Genomic DNA, 16,371 nt, shown 5'->3' with positions numbered 1-16,371 from the left:
TCATCCTCCGCTCACGCCGATCTCGGCGTCCGACAGGTCAAGTTCACACCCGGAGGTGTCGTCGTACCAACCGTAGGGCAGGACCACGCGCCCGCGGGGCGACCCCTGCCGACCGCGAGGCGTGCCGAGTTCCGCCACCGGGAACTGCGCCTCCGCGTCGAGAAGAGACACCAGCTCGCGCAGCTCCGCCAGGGACGACACCATGGCGAAGCGACGCCGCAGCTCCCCCACCGGATAGCCCTTGAAGTACCACGCCATGTGCTTGCGCAGATCCGTCAACCCGTGCCGCTCCCCCATGAGCTCGGTGAGGAGTTCGGCGTGCCTGATCAGCATGCGACCGACCTCCCCCAGCGCCGGCCGGTGCCGGAGCTCCTCGCCCGCGAAAGCGGCCGCCAGGTCCCCGAAGAGCCACGGGCGGCCGAGGCAGCCACGGCCGATCACGACACCGGCGCAGCCCGTCTCGTCCATCATCCGCAGCGCGTCCTCCGCCTCCCAGATGTCGCCGTTGCCCAGGACGGGGATGTCGACGGCGGCGACCAGCTCGGCGATCCGGGACCAGTCGGCCTCACCCGAGTAGGCCTGCTGGACAGTGCGGCCGTGCAAGGCGACGGCGGCGGCGCCCTCCTCCTGCGCGATGCGACCGGCGTCGAGGAAGGTCTCGTGCTCGTCGTCGATCCCGATGCGGGTCTTGATGGTGACGGGAACACCGAACTCGTCGGCAGCCTGCACGGTGGCCCGGACGATGGCCCGGAGCCGGTCTCGCTTGTAGGGCAGCACCCCGCCCCCGCCCTTGCGGGTGACCTTCGGCACCGGGCAGCCGAAGTTCAGATCGATGTGGTCGACGTCGAAATCGCGGATGAGGATGCGCGCCGCGTCGGCCATCACATCGGCGTCGACGCCGTAGAGCTGCACCGAACGAACGGTCTCGCCCGGGTCGAACCGGAGCATGTCGCGCGTCTTCGGGTCGCCGACGACGAGGCCCCGCGACGTGATCATCTCGCACACGTAGAGTCCGGCGCCCTGCTCCCGGCACAGCTGCCGGTAGGCCGCGTTCGTGACCCCAGCCATCGGCGCCAGCACCACGGGCAGGTCGACGACGACGGCGTCGGGACGGCTGGGGGCGTGCAGGCGCAGCGGCTGGACGGTGGGCATCGGGCTCCTGGGGGTGATGGGCGGCCCCCCAGCCTACGTCACGCCCCCGACGTCAGCCGAAGCCTGATCGCGGCGACGGCCGCTCCCCTGGCGAAGTCGCGGAAGTCCAGCGGCTGCAGCGCCAGGTCGGGCAGGTTCAGGTCCTCGCGCCAGTCCTCCGCCATCACCTCGCGGACGGCGTCCAGGGAGCCGCCGAGCAGGTCGATGCCCTCGCCGGTCAGGAGGATCCGGGCGGGGGCGAAGGCGATGGCGGCGGCCGCGGCCAGGTGGCCCATGGCCCGCACCGCGTCGTCGACAGCCCCGGCCGCCCGCGGCTCCGCCAGCGCCTCGCGGAATCCGAGCCGTCGCCCGACCGCCTCCGATGCCGCGGCGGCGACTGCGGGCTCCGACAACACGTCGCCGAAGATGCGGCCGTCGGGCAGCCACAACCGGCCGAGGATCGCCGCCGCCCCCTGGCAGCCGAGCAGGAGGTTGTCGTCGACGACGGCGCCGCACCCGACGCCCAGCCCGAACGTCACCACGACGAAGTCGGTCAGCCCCCGGCCCGCCCCGAACCAGTGGTGGTACAGCGTCAGGCCGTCGATGTCGTTCGCGGTGGCGCACGGCAGCCCGGTGAGGGCGCTGATCCGGCCGGCGAGGTTGCCACCGCCGGGCCAGCCCAGCATGCGGGTGGCGTGCAGCACCCCGTCGGGCTCGACCGACGCGGGGAGACACACCCCCACCCCCGCGGGGGTCGGGAACCGGGCGATCACCTCGACGAGACCCTGCGCCGTGGACTCCAGCGTGTCGGTGTCCAGACCGATCTCCTCGGAGTGCCACACCTGGCCGGCAAGACCGGTCTGCACCACCCACGCGTGGCCCGGCACGATCTTGACCCCCAGGAACTGCGCGGCCTCGTCGACGATCCGCAGCGGCACCGGTGGCCGGCCGATCTCCAGCGCCGACGGCGGCCCCTGCTCCAGCAGGCCCTGCTCGATGAGCGGCTTGGTGATCCGGGTCAGCGACCCCGAGGAGAGCCCGAGCATGCGGGCCACCTCGGCGCGGGAGATGGGCCCGTGGCGGAGCACGGCCAAGGCCACGCTCCTGGTGGTGGGGTCCATAAGGATCGGGTGCATCTCAGATCCGGTCGAGCTCGAAGATCACCGCGGTGTCGGGCAGCATCTGGGGGGCCCTGAGGCCGGTGTGCATCAGGACGTGGCCCGGCAGCTCGAGCGGTCCGGGGGCCGCCTCCCAGGGAACCAGGTGGATCGCGGGGATCCTCTGGTGGTCGATCACGGTGACCCGGTAGGTGGCGTCGGGGTCGAGGCCGGGGAAGCGCAGCATCCCGAGGCTGACCGCCGGGGACACACTCAGCATGGAGAGGGAGAAGATGGCCTTGTCATCGGCGACGACGCCCTTGAAGTAGCACTGCGGTTCGCGCATGTCGACGCGGACCTGACGGCCGCCGAGGAGGACGCGCCGGTTGTGCTTGTACCAGTCGATCCACCACCGCAACCGGGCCAGTTCGTCCTCCGTGGCCTGGGCCAGGTCCCATTCGATGCCCAGATGCCCGAAGACGGCGGTGGCCGCCCTGAACTCGATGTCGTGCCAGCGCGCCGTGCTGTGCGAGCGGCCGGAGGCGATGTGACTGCCCATGAACTCGGGCGGGAGGAGCTGGCCCGTCCACGGCAGCAGACGCTGCCGCTCGGCCGGATCGATCACGTCGGACACCCAGACGCGCTCCACGCGGTTCATCACCTCAAGGTCGATCCGGGCCCCGCCGGACGAGCAGGACTCGAACTCGACGTCCGGGTGCCGGTGCCGGAGCGCGTCGAGGAGTCGGTAGTACGCCCGGGTCTGAGCGTGCACGGCGGGCTCGCCGTGCGGCGCGGTGCCGGCGTCGATGAGGTCGCGGTTGTGGTCCCACTTGACGTAGTCGATCCGGTACTCCGACAAGATGGCGTCCATCTGGTCGAAGACGTGGCGCCACGCACCCTCAACGGACAGATTGAGCACGTGCTGGTAGCGCGACTCCACGGGCAGGCGTCCCGCCGGCTGCATGATCCACTCGGGGTGGGCGCGCGCGACGTCGGAATCAAGGTTGACCATCTCGGGTTCGAACCACAGTCCGAACTCCATCCCCAGGTTCTGCACGTGGTCCACGAGCGGGTGCAGTCCGTCGGGCCACACGTCCCGCGCGACGACCCAGTCACCGAGGCCGGCATGGTCGTCGCGGCGGGCGCCGAACCAGCCGTCGTCGAGCACGTAGCGTTCCACGCCCAGCGCCGCGGCCCGCTCGGCCAGATCGATCAACCGCGACGCGTCGTGGTCGAAGTAGACGGCCTCCCAGACGTTGAGCGTCACGGGGCGCTCCGGCGACGGGGCGTGCGGCAGCGCGCGCAGCCAGCCATGGAAGCGGTCAGCCTGGGCGTCCAACCCGTCGGCGTAGTTGAAGTACACCCACGGGGTGGCGTAGCTGTCGTCGCGGCCCAGGCGCACCTCTCCGGCGAGCAGGAGCTCGCCGCCGCTGAGGACCTGGTGTCCGATGAAGTCGCGTTCCGCCACGTGGAGGTGGTTACCGCTCCAGGCGGTGTGCACCGACCAGACCTCCCCGGAGCGGAAGCCGAAGCCGGGTGTGCCGGCGTGAAGGACGAAGGAGGAGTCCGCCCCGGTGCGGCCGTGGCGCCCCTCGCGCCGATGCTGGCCGACGAGGAACTCACGCCGCTGCGCGAAGCGCTCCACACCCCACCGGCCGGCGAAGTCGAGCAGCTCCGACGCGGCGCTGGGCACCGGCAGGCCAACGGTGAACTCGTCGACCGCGAACGGCGCGTCATCCAGGTTAGTCAGCCTGCCGCGGACCCGGATGAGACCCTGGTGCGTCAGATGGAACGTCAGGAGGAGGTCGAGCCGCGACTCCTCGGAGCTGGCGCGGAACTCGACGGTGGCGGCCCCCACGACGACCATCTCCCCGGCCGGTCGTCCGTCGACGGTGACCGACGTGACCGCCCAGTCCGGTGTCCAGTCGCGGCCAGCACGTGAGCCGATGAGTCCCGGACGGCCCGTCCAGCCGTAGCGTCCCTCGAGCAGCAGCCCGAAGCGGGGAGGCTCGTCGGGATTGTTCGGCCCGGCCTGGTACCGGTGGGCCAGGACCAGCGCATCGAACTGGTCCGACGTCAAGGGCGACAGCTCGTGACCCCAGTGGACGACCTCTGGCAGCCGCGCGCCGTCGACGACGAGCGCGACGGACACGCCCGCGGTGGTGAGGAGCAGTCTGCTGGTCATGGTGTCCTCTCGTTCAGTCGGTGTCGCGGGGAACGTTGACGCTCATCTCCTCGACGGGCAGGTAGGCGCTGGACTCGTCGACGGCGCGTGACAGGAGAGGAGTGAGGATCATCTTGGCGTCATAGCCGTTGAAGGAGCGGCGGTAATCCCCCACCGAGGCCCACCGACCCACCAGGGCGAAGAGATCCGGGTCGTCGAGGTTCTGCACCAGGTCGATGCCGAGGCAGCCGGGACGGGCCGACCACCAGTCGACGACGGCCCGGGCCTCCGCCAGGAAGCCGGGGCCGGGGGACGCGAATCGGGTGATGACGAGCATGGGACGGAAGGCTACTCCCGGGCCCGTGGTGGTCACGGACCCGGGATCACCGAGCGTCAGCCCTTGACGGCGCCCGCGGTGAGTCCGCGGACGAAGTACCGCTGCAGGGCGAAGAACACGACGAGCGGCAGGACCATGGACACGAAGGCGCCTGCGGTCAGCAGGTGCCAGTTCTCGCCGCGCGTGCCCAGGACGCCGGCCAGCGCGATGGTCAGGACCGCGTTGTCACCCTGGCCCAGGAAGATCAGCGCGACCAGCAGGTCGTTCCAGACCCACAGGAACTGGAAAATGGCGAACGACGCGAGCGCCGGCGTGGACATCGGGATGATGAGCCGCCAGAAGGTCTGCCAGTGGGACGCGCCGTCGATCTCGGCCGATTCGACGACCGATTTCGGCAGCGACGCCATGTAGTTGCGCAGGATGTAGACCGCCAAGGGCATTCCGAAGCCCGTGTGGGCCAGCCACACGGTGGCGAACTGCCCGTTGATGCCCATCTGCTGGAAGATGATCGACAGCGGCACGAAGGCCACCTGGTTGGGCACCACCAGCAGCCCGACGATGATGATGAACAGCACGTCGCGGCCGGGGAAGTGCATGAACGTGAACACGTACGCGGCGAACGCGGCGATGAGGATCGGGATGATCGTCGCCGGGATCGCCACCGTCATGGAGTTGACGAACGCGTCCGCGAACGGGATGGCGCCGGTGGTGAGCACCTCGCGGTAGTTGTCGATCGTGATCTGCGTCGGGTTGGCGAAGACGTTCCACCACCCGTTCGAGTTGGACTCGGTGCGGGGGCGCAACGACGTGATGAGCAGGCCGATGGTGGGGATGAGCCAGAGGAGGCACAGAATGACGACGACGGCCTCGATGAGCCAGAGCATCTTGCCGGAGCCGACGGAGCGTGCCTTGTCCTCACCACGCTTGGCTTTGATCGTCTTGGTGGGGGCTGCGACGGTCATGCGTTCGCCTCCTGGAGCCGGAACTGACGGACCTGATAGACCAGGACCGGGATGATCGCGATGATGAGAATCACAACGATCGCGGACGCGACACCCGGGTCACCGGCGCGGAACAGCGACGCATAGAACGCGTTGCCCAGCACGTTGGTGTTGTAGTTGCCGTTGGTCATCGCGTAGACGATGTCGAAGACCTTCATCACGCCGATGAGGACCGTGATGAAGACCGTGACCACCGTCGGCCAGGCCTGCGGCAGGATGATCCGCCAGAAGATCCTGCTCTCGGAGGCGCCGTCGATGCGGCCGGCCTCGATGGTGTCCTCGGGCACGCCCTTGAGGGCCGCCGAGAGCAGCACCATGGCGTAGCCCACCTGGGTCCAGATGTAGACGACCATGAGCAGGAAGGAATTAAACCGCAGCATGTCGATCTGCAGCCAGGTCTGGGGAGATCCGCCGAGTGAGACGATGATCTGGTTGAGCAGGCCGATCTGAGAGGAGCCTTGGGGCTTCCAGGCGTAGACCAGATTCCAGATCGTGGAGGCGCCGACCATCGAGATGGCCATGGGCAGGAAGATGATCGACTTGGCCACCTTCTCGGCCGTGGGGCGGAGTTTGTCGACGAGCACGGCCACGAGAAGGCCGAACGCGACGATGGCCGCCGGGGCCACGATGATCCACAGGACGTTGTTGATCAGGGTGTTGATGAAGTTGGGGTCGCCGAAGAGGCGCGTGTAGTTGTCGAAAGCGACGAACTCCAGCAGCCGGCCGCGGCGGCCGCGGCGGAAGCTGGCGATGACGGTCTCGGCGGCGGGGTACAGCAGGAAGACGGTGATCGCGGCCATGGCGGGCAGCAGCAGTGCGTAAGGCTTGAGCCGGAGTTCCCATTTCTTCGGGAGAAGCTCGACGGCTTTGTTGAGTAGCCAGAACAGCGCTACTGCGCCCAGGACACCGACCACGACCGCGCCGAGTGCGAGGCCGAGTTTCTCAATCATGAGGTGCTCCTAGGGATGGGGCTGGCGGTGGCCCGGGATCCGGTCCACCGCCAGCCGTTCACGGGGTCGGGACTAACTCGCCGGCCAGCTGGCGTCGATCGCCTGCAGCGTCGCATCGAGGTCGGTGCGGCCGCTGGTGTAGTCGACCATGCCGGTCCAGAAGCTGCCGGAGCCGACGGCGCCGGGCATCTGGTCCGACCCGTCGAAACGGAACACCGAGGCGTCGGCGACGGCGGCCGCGACGTCCTTGAGCACCTGGTTGGGGTACTTCTCCGCGTCGAAGGTGGTCAGCGGCGACAGCCACGCGCCGGTCTGGACCTGGTTGTCACCGAACTCGGGGTCGGTGGTCATGAAGGCCATGACCTTCTTGACGTTGGCGTCGTTCTTCGTGAAGGCCGCCGCCAGGTCGCCACCGCCGAGGACCGGGCTCTCACCCTTGACGCTCGGGGTCACGAACATGCCGACGGTCGTGTCGAGCTCAGCGAAGACGTCGTCGGGGAAGAATCCCTTCTGCGTGATGAAGTTGCCCTGCTTGCCGAGGTAGCACTTCGGCTCCTCATCGAACATCGGGTTGAGAGCCGTGGCGAAGGCGTTGGACGGCGCGTTCTGGATGCCACCGTAGACGTTGCCCTCGGTCATCAGCAGCTCGTCGTAGATCGCGAAGGCCTCGCGCACCTCGGGGCTGTCGAACTTGATCTCGCCGGAGACCCACTTGTCGTACACCTCGGTGCCGCCGGTCTGCAGGACGTAGTCCTCGATCCAGTCGGTGCCGGGCCACCCGGTGGCCGAGCCGGACTCCATGCCGTAGCAGATGGGGGCGACCCCGTCGGCCTTGATCTCCTCGACGAGGGCCAGCAGCTCCTCGTGCGTGGTGGGCACGGTGTAGCCCGCCGCCTCGAAGGCCGGCTTGTTGTACCAGTAGAACGACTTGCCGTTCATGGCCATCGGCGCGCCGTAGACGGTGCCGTCGACGGTGGCGGCGTCGAGGAAGCCCGGGATGATGTCGGCCTCGAGCTGGTCGAGATCGACCTGCGTGCCGAGCTCGGCGAGTTCGCCCTCTTCGGCCAGGGCCCGGAGGATGCCCGGCTGCGGGAAGATGGCGATGTCGGGCGCGTTGCCGGACTGGACCTTGGAGTTGATCTGGACCTCGAACTCGTTCGACTGGATCCAGTCGAACGTGATGCCGTTCTCCTTCCCCCAGGTCTCCATGTCCTTCTGGAAGGCGGTCGACTGGTCGCCGGAGAAGGCGTACATGATCTGGATGGTCTCCTTGGCCGTCTCCTCGCCTCCGCCGTCCGTCGCGTCCGGCGTCGAGTCTGCGCCGAGACATCCGGTGGCCAGCAGGCTGACGGCCGCGATACCGGCGAGCCATGAGTACTTCTTGCGCATGAAGGTTCGCTCCTTTGCACTGGAGATGACTGACGCCTGACGGTCCTTGCCAGGCTGCTCCTATCGGTGATCCTGCCACTCGGGCGCAGCGTCGCGCCTTAGTTTTGCCCCAAAGTTATCAAACTGTGACGTTGTGCGGCCGACTTGCGTCGAGCCTGGCGCTAATTGATAATGGTTCTCATGTCACGTTTGATGCGCCTGCTCCCCGCCGGACTCACCGCGCTCGCCCTCGCCGCCTGTGGCTCCCCCGCCGCTGAGGAGGACGGCGCAGCGCCGCGCGTCGTCGCCGCCTTCTACCCGCTCGAGTGGGCGGCCGGCCAGGTGCTGGGCGAGCACGGTTCCCTGAGCGGGCTCACGACGCCGGGGACCGAGGCACACGATCTCGAACTCACCGCGCAGCAGATCGCGTCGCTCAGCGACGCCGATCTCGTGCTGCACCTGGCAGGGTTCCAGCCGGCCGTCGACGACGCCATCGCACAGAGCGGGCCTGCCTCAGTGATGGACGCGGCGGACGTAGTCGGGCTGATCCCCGCCGCGGCGGCACACGACGACGAGCACGCCGACGACGGTGGCGAGCACGCCGACGACACCGATGAGCATGCCGACGAGGCTGATGACCACGCAGACCTGGATCCGCACTTCTGGCAGGACCCGGCACGCATGGCCACCCTCGTCGAGGAACTGGGGGCGCGGCTCGCCGAGGTGGACCCGGACAACGCGGCGGACTACACCGCCAACGCGGACGCGGCCGCGGAGGAGCTGCTGGCCCTCGACGAGGAATTCACGACCGGCCTCGCCACCTGCGAGCGTCGGGAGTTCATCACGACCCACGCGGCGTTCGGTTACCTGGCCGACCGCTACGACCTCACCGAGATCGGCATCTCCGGCGTCAACCCCGACGCCGAGCCCTCCCCCGCCCGCATTGCGGAGATCCACGAGGAGGCGGCGCGCCACGGCATCACGACGATCTTCTTCGAGACGCTCACGTCGGACGCCGTCGCCACCTCCATCGCGGGGGACCTCGGCCTGGAGACCGCGGTCCTGGACCCCCTCGAGGGCCTCACCGACAACTCCCCGGGAACGGATTACCCTTCGATCATGCGCGCCAACCTCACCGCACTGCGCTCCGCCAATGACTGCGCCTGACCCGCTGCACGCGGAAGGGGTGTTCGTCTCCCTGGGTGGCCTGCCGATTCTCCGCGACGTGTCCATCTCCGTGGCAACGGGCGAGGCGGTCGCCCTCCTCGGCGGCAACGGCTCCGGGAAGTCCACGCTGGTCCGCACACTCATGGGACTGGTCCCGCACCAGGGGGGGAGCATCTCTCTGTTCGGCGAGCCGCTGGCCACCTTCCGCGACTGGTCGCGCATCGGGTACGTTCCGCAGCACTCCGCCGTCGCCGTGGCCAACGCGACCGTCCGCGAGATCGTGTCGTCGGGCCGGTTGGCGCACCGCCGGCCCTTCCAGTGGCTCCGCTCCGCAGACCACGCGGCCATCGACTGCGCCCTCGACCAGGTGGGTCTCGCTGGGCGCGCCGGATGGCCATTCGCGGCGTTGTCGGGCGGGCAGAAGCAGCGCACGCTCATCGCCCGCGCGCTCGCCACGCAGCCGGAGCTGCTCGTCATGGACGAGCCGCTGGCCGGCGTGGACCTGCACAGCCAGGGCGGCCTTGCCGACTTGCTGGGCCGGCTGGCAGACGAGGGGCTCGCCCTCCTGGTCGTCCTGCACGAGCTCGGCCCGATGGCACCCGTGCTGCACCGAGCCGTGACGCTGTGCGACGGGCGGGTCGTCGATCAGGAGACCACAGGGGCCCACGAATGCCAGCCGGGCCCGCCGCTGCCGTCGCTCACCGGCCTCGCGGATCCGATCTCGGGGGTGCGGTCGTGATCGAGGCACTCACCTTGCCGTTCATGCAACGCGCCCTGCTGGCGGCCGTCCTCAGCGGCCTCATCGCGCCCGCGATCGGCACCTTCATCGTGCAGCGCCGGATGAGCCTGCTCGGCGACGGCCTCGGCCACGTGGCGATCATGGGGGTCGGATTGGCGCTCATGACCGGCTGGGCTCCCCTGCCGGTGGCCGTGGTCACCTGCGTCGCAGGCGCCGTCGTGGTCGAGCTGCTCCGGCAGCACGGCAAGGCGTCGGGCGACCTGGGCCTGGCCATCCTCTTCTACGGAGGGCTCGCGTCGGGCGTCCTCATGGCCGGCGTCGCCGGCCAGGGCGCCGGCGGCCTGTCGGCGTACCTCTTCGGATCCCTCACCTCCGTCAGCACGCAGGATCTCTGGATCATCGCCGGCCTGGCCGTCGTGATCCTCGCGCTCACCGTGGGGCTGGCGCCGCGGCTGTTCGCCGTGTCGGTCGACGAGGACTACTCGCAGGTCCTCGGTATCCGGGTGCGGTTGCTCAACCTGCTGGTCGTCGTGCTCGCGGCCGTCACCGTCACCATCTCGATGCGCACCGTCGGCCTGCTGCTCATCAGCGCCCTCATGGTCATTCCCGTCGCGACGGCACAGCAGTCGTTCATCGGGTTCACGGCCTCCTTCTTCGGCGCCATGGGTATCGGCGCGGCTGCCGCCGTCACCGGCACCGTCGGCTCGTTCTATCTCGACACCGCCACCGGCGCGACCATCGTCGTGACCGCCATCCTCCTGCTCGGGCTCAGTTGGCTCGTGGGCCGGCGGTTGCGCGGGGCGGAGCGCTTCATCCCCTACGTCGAGGACCACGGCACCCACACGCACGTGCCCGCCGAGGGACACGACGACGCCTTCGCCCACCGGCCCGGGATCGCCGTGATCCAACACGGCGACCACGTCGACTACGTCCACGACGGGCACCGCCACGCCCGGCACGGCGACCACTATGACGAGCACTAGGACCGGGGCCCGCAACACGTGGCAGCGGGCCGCCATCCGCGACCTGCTCGAGGGGTGCGAGGAGTTCCGCACGGCGCAACAGCTGCACGACCAGCTGCGGGAGTCGGGCGCGAAGGTGGGGTTGGCGACGGTGTACCGCGCGCTGCAGGCCATGACGGAGGCCCGCGAGGTCGACATGCTGCGCAGCGCCGACGGCGAGGCGACCTACCGGCGCTGCTCGTCGTCGCACCACCACCACCTGGTGTGCCGGGAGTGCGGCTACTCCGTGGAGATCGTCGCCCGACCGGTCGAGGAGTGGGCCGCGGAGGTCGCCGCCTCCAACGGCTTCACCGAGGTCGGCCACGAGGTCGAGGTGTTCGGCCTGTGCCGCGCCTGCTCGGGGCGGGACGACTAGCGCTCGAAGAACGGGAGCGACCGCAGCGCGTGGTCCAGATGCCACGTGGCGTAGGCCACCACCATGCCGTCGACGCGCCTGGCCGTGGCGACATCGGTCGCGGTCACCGTGTCCCACTCACCGCTGAGCAGGGCGCCGAGGTGCACAGCCTCCGCGGGGCCGAGCTGCCCCGAGCCTGATGACCGGCAGCCGGTGCACACGGCCCCGCCGCCCATGGGCGAGAACCAGCGGATGTCCGCGCTGCCGCAGCCCGCACAGCGAGCCGTCGCCACCGCGTAGCCCGCGACCGCCAACGCCCGCAGGAGGTACGAGTCGACGACGAGGGGCGCCGCCCTCTCCCCCGCCTCCAGCGCGCGCAGCGCCCCCAGCAGCAGGCGGTACTGCTGCAGCGAGGGGCTGTGCTCCTCCGCCACCAGCCGGTCGGCGGTCTCGACCAGGACCTCGGCGGCCGTGAACCGGGTGTAGTCCTCGGCGAGGCGGCTGACGTGCAGCGCCTCCGCCTGCGTCACGACCTCCAAGGATCCGCGGCCCTCCGCGAACTGGATGTCGATGTGCTGGAAGGGTTCCAGCCTGCCCCCGAACTTGCTCGACGTCTTGCGCACGCCCTTGGCGACCGCCCGGATCTTGCCGTGCGTGCGCGTCAGCAGCGTGATGATGCGGTCCGCCTCACCGAGCTGGTGGGTCCGCAGCACCACGGCCTGGTCGCGGTAGGTGGGCACGCCCCCGAGTGTAGGCCGGTACGCTCATAGCCGTGCCCACGCCCCGCCGCCACCCCACGCCGCACCCCAGCGGAGCCGTCCCCCCACAGCTGCCGGCCAAGGCCAAGCCCCGGCACGTCGCGATCGTCATGGACGGCAACGGCCGTTGGGCCAAGGAGCGGGGACTCAAGCGCACCGAGGGACACGCGCGCGGCGAGGCGTCCTTGCTGGACGTGATCCATGGGGCCATCGAGATCGGCATCCCGTATCTGTCGGCCTACGCCTTCTCCACGGAGAACTGGAAGCGGTCACCCGACGAGGTCCGCTGGCTCATGGGCTTCAACCGCGACGTCATCCACCGTCGCCGGGACGAACTCAACGAGCTGGGCGTCCGTATCCGGTGGGCGGGACGGCGGCCGCGGCTCTGGGGATCTGTCATCCGCGAGCTGGAGACGGCCGAGGAGATGAGCGCCGGCAACGACACGCTCACGCTGCAGTTCTGCGTCAACTACGGGGGACGTGCCGAGATCGTGGACGCGGCACGGGAGATCGCCAGGCTGGCCCGAGCCGGCAAGCTCGATCCCGACCGGCTGACCGAGGAGCGCTTCGCGCGGTTCCTCGACGAGCCCGACATCCCCGACGTCGACCTCTTCGTGCGCTCGTCGGGCGAACAGCGCACCTCGAACTTCCTCCTGTGGCAGTCCGCCTACGCCGAACTGATCTTCCTCGACCGGCTGTGGCCCGATTTCGACCGCCGCGACCTGTGGGCCGCCGTCAGCCAGTACGCGACGCGCGAGCGCCGCTTCGGCTCTGCCTGATCAGAGGTCTGGCGGCAGCTCACGCGGCATCGGGCGCAGGAGACGCTCCCGGATGTCGATCATGGCCCGGGCATGCTCCGCCAGTGCCACGTCGCCGGGCAGGACCGGCCGCCACGGCGGCACCGGACGCTTCCGGCCGAGCTCGTCGACGCCGCAGTAGACGATCGTGCAGTGCGTCGTCTCACGCAGGTCCCGGGTCCGCGGGTCGCCCGAGCGCACATGCACCGAGATGTGCATGCTCGTGGTGCCGGTGTACAGCAGGCGCGCGTCGACCTCGACGAGGTCGCCGATGAACATGGGGCGGTAGAAGCGCACCCCGCCGGCGAACACCGACGCCACCGGGCCGGCATGCCAACGTTCGGCCACCACCTGCGCGGCCTGGTCGATCCAGCTCATGACGTATCCGCCGTGCACCTTCCCGCCCCAGTTGACGTCGGTGGGCGCGGCGAGGAAGCGCAGCGTCTCGCGGCAGGCGCCGGTGTCACCGGCGTAGTCCTGGTGCTGCATCTCCTCCTCGATGGCGCGCCGGGCCACGTTGATCTCGAGCGCCCGCTCGTGCTGGCCGAGCTCCCAGTCGTCACGCGGCACGAACGACGGCACCGGCACCGGCCTGCCGTCCTCCATGGCGACGAACTGCAGCACGCACTGGGTGTTGAGGACGCGCGACGACGACCGCGGGTCGCCGCTGGAGACCGTGCACACCACCTGCAGGGAGGTGCGCCCCGTCAGGACGACCCTGGCCTGGATGACGACCAGGTCGCCCACGTTGATCGGGCGGGTGAAGTGGATGTTGCCGACGTACCCGGTGACGGCGTACGTGCCCGCCCATCCCACGGCGGCGTAGCCCGCCTTGTCGATCCACTCGAGCACCTTCCCGGCGCTCATGACCCCACGCACGTTGGCGTCCATCGGCTCCGCCAGGAAGCGCAGGGTCACGCCGCGTTGAGTCCCAGGCACCGGTGTCTCCCCTCGATCAGTCCATCCGGGCGAACGCCGCGGCCCGCACGACGGCGGTGCCGGCGGCGTCGCTCGCCGCCAGGTCCGCCTCCGCCCGGATCATCCAGTCGTGATTGCCCTCCGGGTCGTGGACGACCTGGAGGATCGTCCACCGGTCCCGGCCCTTCTCGATGCGGAACAGGCCCGGCCCGCGGGCGTCACCGTCGGTGAGCAGGTCGTCGTGTTCGTCCCAGTATTCGCCCAACGACTCGTCCCAGGCGTCGGCGTCCATGAGCACGGGCAGCGGCGGGTCGGCGAGCGCGGACGCCGCCGCCTCGAGCGCGGCCAGAGCGTCGACGTCGTCACGGGCCGCCAGCTCGATCCGGCGGAACATCGCGGTGCGGATCATGGCGGTGAAGGCGCGTTCGTTGCCGGTCACCGGTCGCGGTGGCGGCGGCGGGGCGCCCTGAGCGGCGGCCTCCGCGGCGGCGGCCACCTTCTCCGGGTCGGTCAGCGCCTCCCACTCGTCGAGCAGCGACGAGTCGGTCTGGCGCACCGTCTCCCCCAGCCATTCGACCAGGTCGTCGAACTCCTCGCTGCGATGCTCGTCGGGGACGGTGTGCCGCAGAGCGCGGTACGCGTCGGACAGGTAGCGCAGCAGGCCGCCCTCGGTGCGCTGCAGCTTGTAGAACGACACGTACTGCGTGAAGCTCATGGCCCGCTCCCACATGTCGCGGACGACCGCCTTCGGCGACAGCGCCGCCGCCTCGACCCACGGATGGGACTGTGCGTAGATGCCCATGGCGTGGTGGAGCAGCTCGTCGAGCGGCTTGGGCCAGGAGACCTCCTCGAGCAGTTCCATGCGCTCGTCGTACTCGACGCCGTCGGCCTTCATCTGCGCCACGGCCTCGCCGCGCGCGAGGAACTGCTGGGCGAGGAGGACCTGGAACGGGTCCTCGAGCACGGCTTCGATGACGGAGACCACGTCCAGGTGGTAGGTGGGCGAGTCCGGATCGAGCAGCGCCAGGGAGGCCACCGCGAAGGGGGCGAGGGGCTGGTTGAGGGCGAAGTCGTCGCGGACGCCTTCGGCCATCGCGCACCAGCGGCCCTCCGGGTCCGGCGCGGCCAGCTTGACCAGCACCCCAGAGCGCAGCAGCGCACGGGTGAGGGCCAGCGCCCGGCGGGTGAGGGCGCGCTTGCGGTCGCGGGACTCGTGCGAGGACTCGATGAGGCCGCGCATCGACTCGGCGCCACTGCCGGGGCGCTGCGCGATGTTGAGCACCGTGGCGTGCGTGACCTGCATGCGGGAGATCAGCTGCTCGGGCTGCGCCACCACGATGCGCTCGAACGTCTCTTCGTTCCAGCCGACGAAACCCTCCGGCGGCTTGCGGCGGACGACCTTGCGACGCGCCTTGGGGTCGTCGCCGGCCTTGGCCAACGCGCGCTCGTTCTCGATGACGTGCTCGGGCGCCTGGACCACGACGAAGCCGACGGTGTCGAAGCCCGCGCGGCCCGCCCGGCCGGCGATCTGGTGGAACTCCCGCGATTTCAGCCGCCGCACCCGCGTCCCGTCGTACTTCGTCAGGCCCGTGAACAGCACTGTGCGGATCGGGACGTTGATGCCCACGCCCAGCGTGTCGGTGCCGCAGATCACCTTGAGCAGGCCCGTCTGCGCCAGCTGCTCGACCAGGCGGCGGTACTTGGGCAGCATGCCGGCGTGGTGGACCCCGATCCCCCTGCGCACCAGGCCGGAGAGGATCTTGCCGAAGCCCGGACCGAACCGGAACGCCCCGATCTCCTCGGCGATGCGACCGGCGTCGATCTTGGTGATGAGGTTGAGCGACAGGAGCGCCTGTGCCCGCTCCAGCGCCTCGGCCTGCGTGAAGTGCACGATGTAGACGGGCGCCTTCTGCTCCTGGATCAGGTCGACCACGCGCTCCTGCAGCGGCGTCATCGACCACTCGAACAGCAGCGGCACGGGCCGCTCCGCGTCGCTGATCAGGCTGGTGGGGCGCCCCGTCCGGCGGGTGAGGTCGTCGGCCAGTGCCGAGACGTCACCCAGCGTCGCGCTCATGAGCAGGAACTGTGCCTGCGGGAGTTCGAGCAGCGGCACCTGCCACGCCCACCCACGGTCGGGCTCCGAGTAGAAGTGGAACTCGTCGGCGATGACCAGCCCGACGTCGGCGTGGCGCCCCTCGCGCAGTGCGATGTTGGCCAGCACCTCGGCCGTGCAGCAGATGATGGGCGCCGAGGCGTTCACGGACGCATCGCCGGTGATCATGCCGACGTTGTCGGCGCCGAACACCTGGCACAACGCGAAGAACTTCTCACTGACCAGGGCCTTGATGGGCGCGGTGTAGAAACTCACCCGGTCCGTGGCCAGCGCCGCGAAGTGCCCCGCCAGCGCCACCATCGACTTCCCCGAACCCGTCGGTGTCGACAGGATGAGGTTGTTGCCCGTGAACAGTTCGATCGCGGACTCGTCCTGGTGCGGGTAGAGGGAGATGTTCTCCCCCGCCGCCCAGGACGAGAACCGCTCGTACAGCGCGTCCGGGTCGGTGCCGACCGGGTCGGTGAGTCTCGGCACC

15 protein-coding genes are annotated in these 16,371 nt (G+C 69.8%); 5 read left to right on the top strand and 10 right to left on the bottom strand.

The window, feature by feature from the left end; all coding sequences use genetic code 11:
* The 7 genes from dusB to ACFQPD_RS02795 all read right to left on the bottom strand — a co-directional run bounded on the left by dusB (position 1) and on the right by ACFQPD_RS02795 (position 8,069).
* Complete coding sequence (dusB, locus tag ACFQPD_RS02825; RefSeq protein ID WP_385898216.1) at positions 1-1,152, bottom strand: tRNA dihydrouridine synthase DusB; 1,152 nt, start codon at positions 1,150-1,152, stop codon at positions 1-3.
* Between the two features lie 38 nt (positions 1,153-1,190).
* Positions 1,191-2,267: an ROK family protein gene (locus tag ACFQPD_RS02820; protein WP_385898215.1), complete on the bottom strand. Its 1,077-nt coding sequence runs from the start codon at positions 2,265-2,267 to the stop codon at positions 1,191-1,193.
* A gap of 1 nt (position 2,268) precedes the next feature.
* Positions 2,269-4,413 (bottom strand): alpha-galactosidase, encoded by a 2,145-nt coding sequence (locus ACFQPD_RS02815; RefSeq protein ID WP_385898213.1) that lies wholly within the window; start codon positions 4,411-4,413, stop codon positions 2,269-2,271.
* 13 nt (positions 4,414-4,426) lie between these two features.
* The gene (locus ACFQPD_RS02810) at positions 4,427-4,729 is read right to left on the bottom strand and encodes a putative quinol monooxygenase (protein WP_385898211.1); all 303 of its coding nucleotides are present in this window, start codon (positions 4,727-4,729) and stop codon (positions 4,427-4,429) included.
* Between the two features lie 56 nt (positions 4,730-4,785).
* Positions 4,786-5,691 carry a carbohydrate ABC transporter permease gene (locus ACFQPD_RS02805; RefSeq protein WP_385898209.1) on the bottom strand — a complete coding sequence of 302 codons (906 nt, stop codon included), beginning with the start codon at positions 5,689-5,691 and terminating at the stop codon, positions 4,786-4,788.
* A complete protein-coding gene (locus tag ACFQPD_RS02800) occupies positions 5,688-6,680 on the bottom strand; it encodes a carbohydrate ABC transporter permease (protein WP_385898207.1) in 993 nt (330 codons plus the stop codon). The genes ACFQPD_RS02805 and ACFQPD_RS02800 overlap by 4 nt, the downstream gene beginning before the upstream one ends.
* Positions 6,681-6,752: 72 nt before the next feature.
* Positions 6,753-8,069, bottom strand: coding sequence for an ABC transporter substrate-binding protein (locus ACFQPD_RS02795; RefSeq protein ID WP_385898205.1), 1,317 nt, complete (start codon positions 8,067-8,069; stop codon positions 6,753-6,755).
* A 180-nt stretch (positions 8,070-8,249) separates the two neighbouring features.
* On the opposite strand from ACFQPD_RS02795, the gene ACFQPD_RS02790 reads away from it, so the two are divergent.
* From ACFQPD_RS02790 to ACFQPD_RS02775, 4 genes are read left to right on the top strand one after another with little or no spacing between them, the layout of a single operon-like run.
* Positions 8,250-9,215, top strand: coding sequence for a metal ABC transporter substrate-binding protein (locus ACFQPD_RS02790; protein WP_385898203.1), 966 nt, complete (start codon positions 8,250-8,252; stop codon positions 9,213-9,215).
* The gene (locus ACFQPD_RS02785) at positions 9,202-9,954 is read left to right on the top strand and encodes a metal ABC transporter ATP-binding protein (protein WP_385898200.1); all 753 of its coding nucleotides are present in this window, start codon (positions 9,202-9,204) and stop codon (positions 9,952-9,954) included. The genes ACFQPD_RS02790 and ACFQPD_RS02785 overlap by 14 nt, the downstream gene beginning before the upstream one ends.
* The gene (locus ACFQPD_RS02780) at positions 9,951-10,937 is read left to right on the top strand and encodes a metal ABC transporter permease (RefSeq protein ID WP_385898198.1); all 987 of its coding nucleotides are present in this window, start codon (positions 9,951-9,953) and stop codon (positions 10,935-10,937) included. Before ACFQPD_RS02785 ends, ACFQPD_RS02780 begins: the two co-directional genes overlap by 4 nt.
* A complete protein-coding gene (locus ACFQPD_RS02775; protein ID WP_385898195.1) occupies positions 10,924-11,331 on the top strand; it encodes a Fur family transcriptional regulator in 408 nt (135 codons plus the stop codon). The genes ACFQPD_RS02780 and ACFQPD_RS02775 overlap by 14 nt, the downstream gene beginning before the upstream one ends.
* Here the strand turns inward: ACFQPD_RS02775 and recO are convergent.
* Positions 11,328-12,050, bottom strand: a complete 723-nt coding sequence (recO, locus tag ACFQPD_RS02770) for a DNA repair protein RecO (protein ID WP_385898192.1) — start codon at positions 12,048-12,050, stop codon at positions 11,328-11,330. The genes ACFQPD_RS02775 and recO overlap by 4 nt on opposite strands.
* Before the next feature lie 26 nt (positions 12,051-12,076).
* Here recO and ACFQPD_RS02765 point away from each other — a divergent pair, with 26 nt between their 5' ends.
* Positions 12,077-12,847: an isoprenyl transferase gene (locus ACFQPD_RS02765; RefSeq protein WP_385898250.1), complete on the top strand. Its 771-nt coding sequence runs from the start codon at positions 12,077-12,079 to the stop codon at positions 12,845-12,847.
* Here ACFQPD_RS02765 and ACFQPD_RS02760 read toward each other — a convergent pair whose 3' ends face one another.
* Together ACFQPD_RS02760 and ACFQPD_RS02755 are read right to left on the bottom strand one after the other, a co-directional pair.
* A complete protein-coding gene (locus ACFQPD_RS02760; protein WP_385898190.1) occupies positions 12,848-13,804 on the bottom strand; it encodes an acyl-CoA thioesterase in 957 nt (318 codons plus the stop codon).
* A 16-nt stretch (positions 13,805-13,820) separates the two neighbouring features.
* A complete protein-coding gene (locus ACFQPD_RS02755; RefSeq protein ID WP_385898187.1) occupies positions 13,821-16,370 on the bottom strand; it encodes a DEAD/DEAH box helicase in 2,550 nt (849 codons plus the stop codon).
* Position 16,371 lies beyond the last annotated feature (1 nt).

The organism is Tessaracoccus sp. O5.2 (assembly GCF_964266725.1).
In the GTDB taxonomy this organism is placed as follows: domain Bacteria; phylum Actinomycetota; class Actinomycetes; order Propionibacteriales; family Propionibacteriaceae; genus Arachnia; species Arachnia lapidicapta.
This window is presented reverse-complemented; position numbering and strand designations above follow the sequence as displayed.

What these genes read in the sequence shown, in the direction of transcription:
- dusB (WP_385898216.1), bottom strand. Translation starts at nt 1,152, where the DNA reads ATGCCCACCGTCCAGCCGCTGCGCCTGCACGCCCCCAGCCGTCCCGAC.
- ACFQPD_RS02820 (WP_385898215.1), bottom strand. Translation starts at nt 2,267, where the DNA reads ATGCACCCGATCCTTATGGACCCCACCACCAGGAGCGTGGCCTTGGCC.
- ACFQPD_RS02815 (WP_385898213.1), bottom strand. Translation starts at nt 4,413, where the DNA reads ATGACCAGCAGACTGCTCCTCACCACCGCGGGCGTGTCCGTCGCGCTC.
- ACFQPD_RS02810 (WP_385898211.1), bottom strand. Translation starts at nt 4,729, where the DNA reads ATGCTCGTCATCACCCGATTCGCGTCCCCCGGCCCCGGCTTCCTGGCG.
- ACFQPD_RS02805 (WP_385898209.1), bottom strand. Translation starts at nt 5,691, where the DNA reads ATGACCGTCGCAGCCCCCACCAAGACGATCAAAGCCAAGCGTGGTGAG.
- ACFQPD_RS02800 (WP_385898207.1), bottom strand. Translation starts at nt 6,680, where the DNA reads ATGATTGAGAAACTCGGCCTCGCACTCGGCGCGGTCGTGGTCGGTGTC.
- ACFQPD_RS02795 (WP_385898205.1), bottom strand. Translation starts at nt 8,069, where the DNA reads ATGCGCAAGAAGTACTCATGGCTCGCCGGTATCGCGGCCGTCAGCCTG.
- ACFQPD_RS02790 (WP_385898203.1), top strand. Translation starts at nt 8,250, where the DNA reads ATGTCACGTTTGATGCGCCTGCTCCCCGCCGGACTCACCGCGCTCGCC.
- ACFQPD_RS02785 (WP_385898200.1), top strand. Translation starts at nt 9,202, where the DNA reads ATGACTGCGCCTGACCCGCTGCACGCGGAAGGGGTGTTCGTCTCCCTG.
- ACFQPD_RS02775 (WP_385898195.1), top strand. Translation starts at nt 10,924, where the DNA reads ATGACGAGCACTAGGACCGGGGCCCGCAACACGTGGCAGCGGGCCGCC.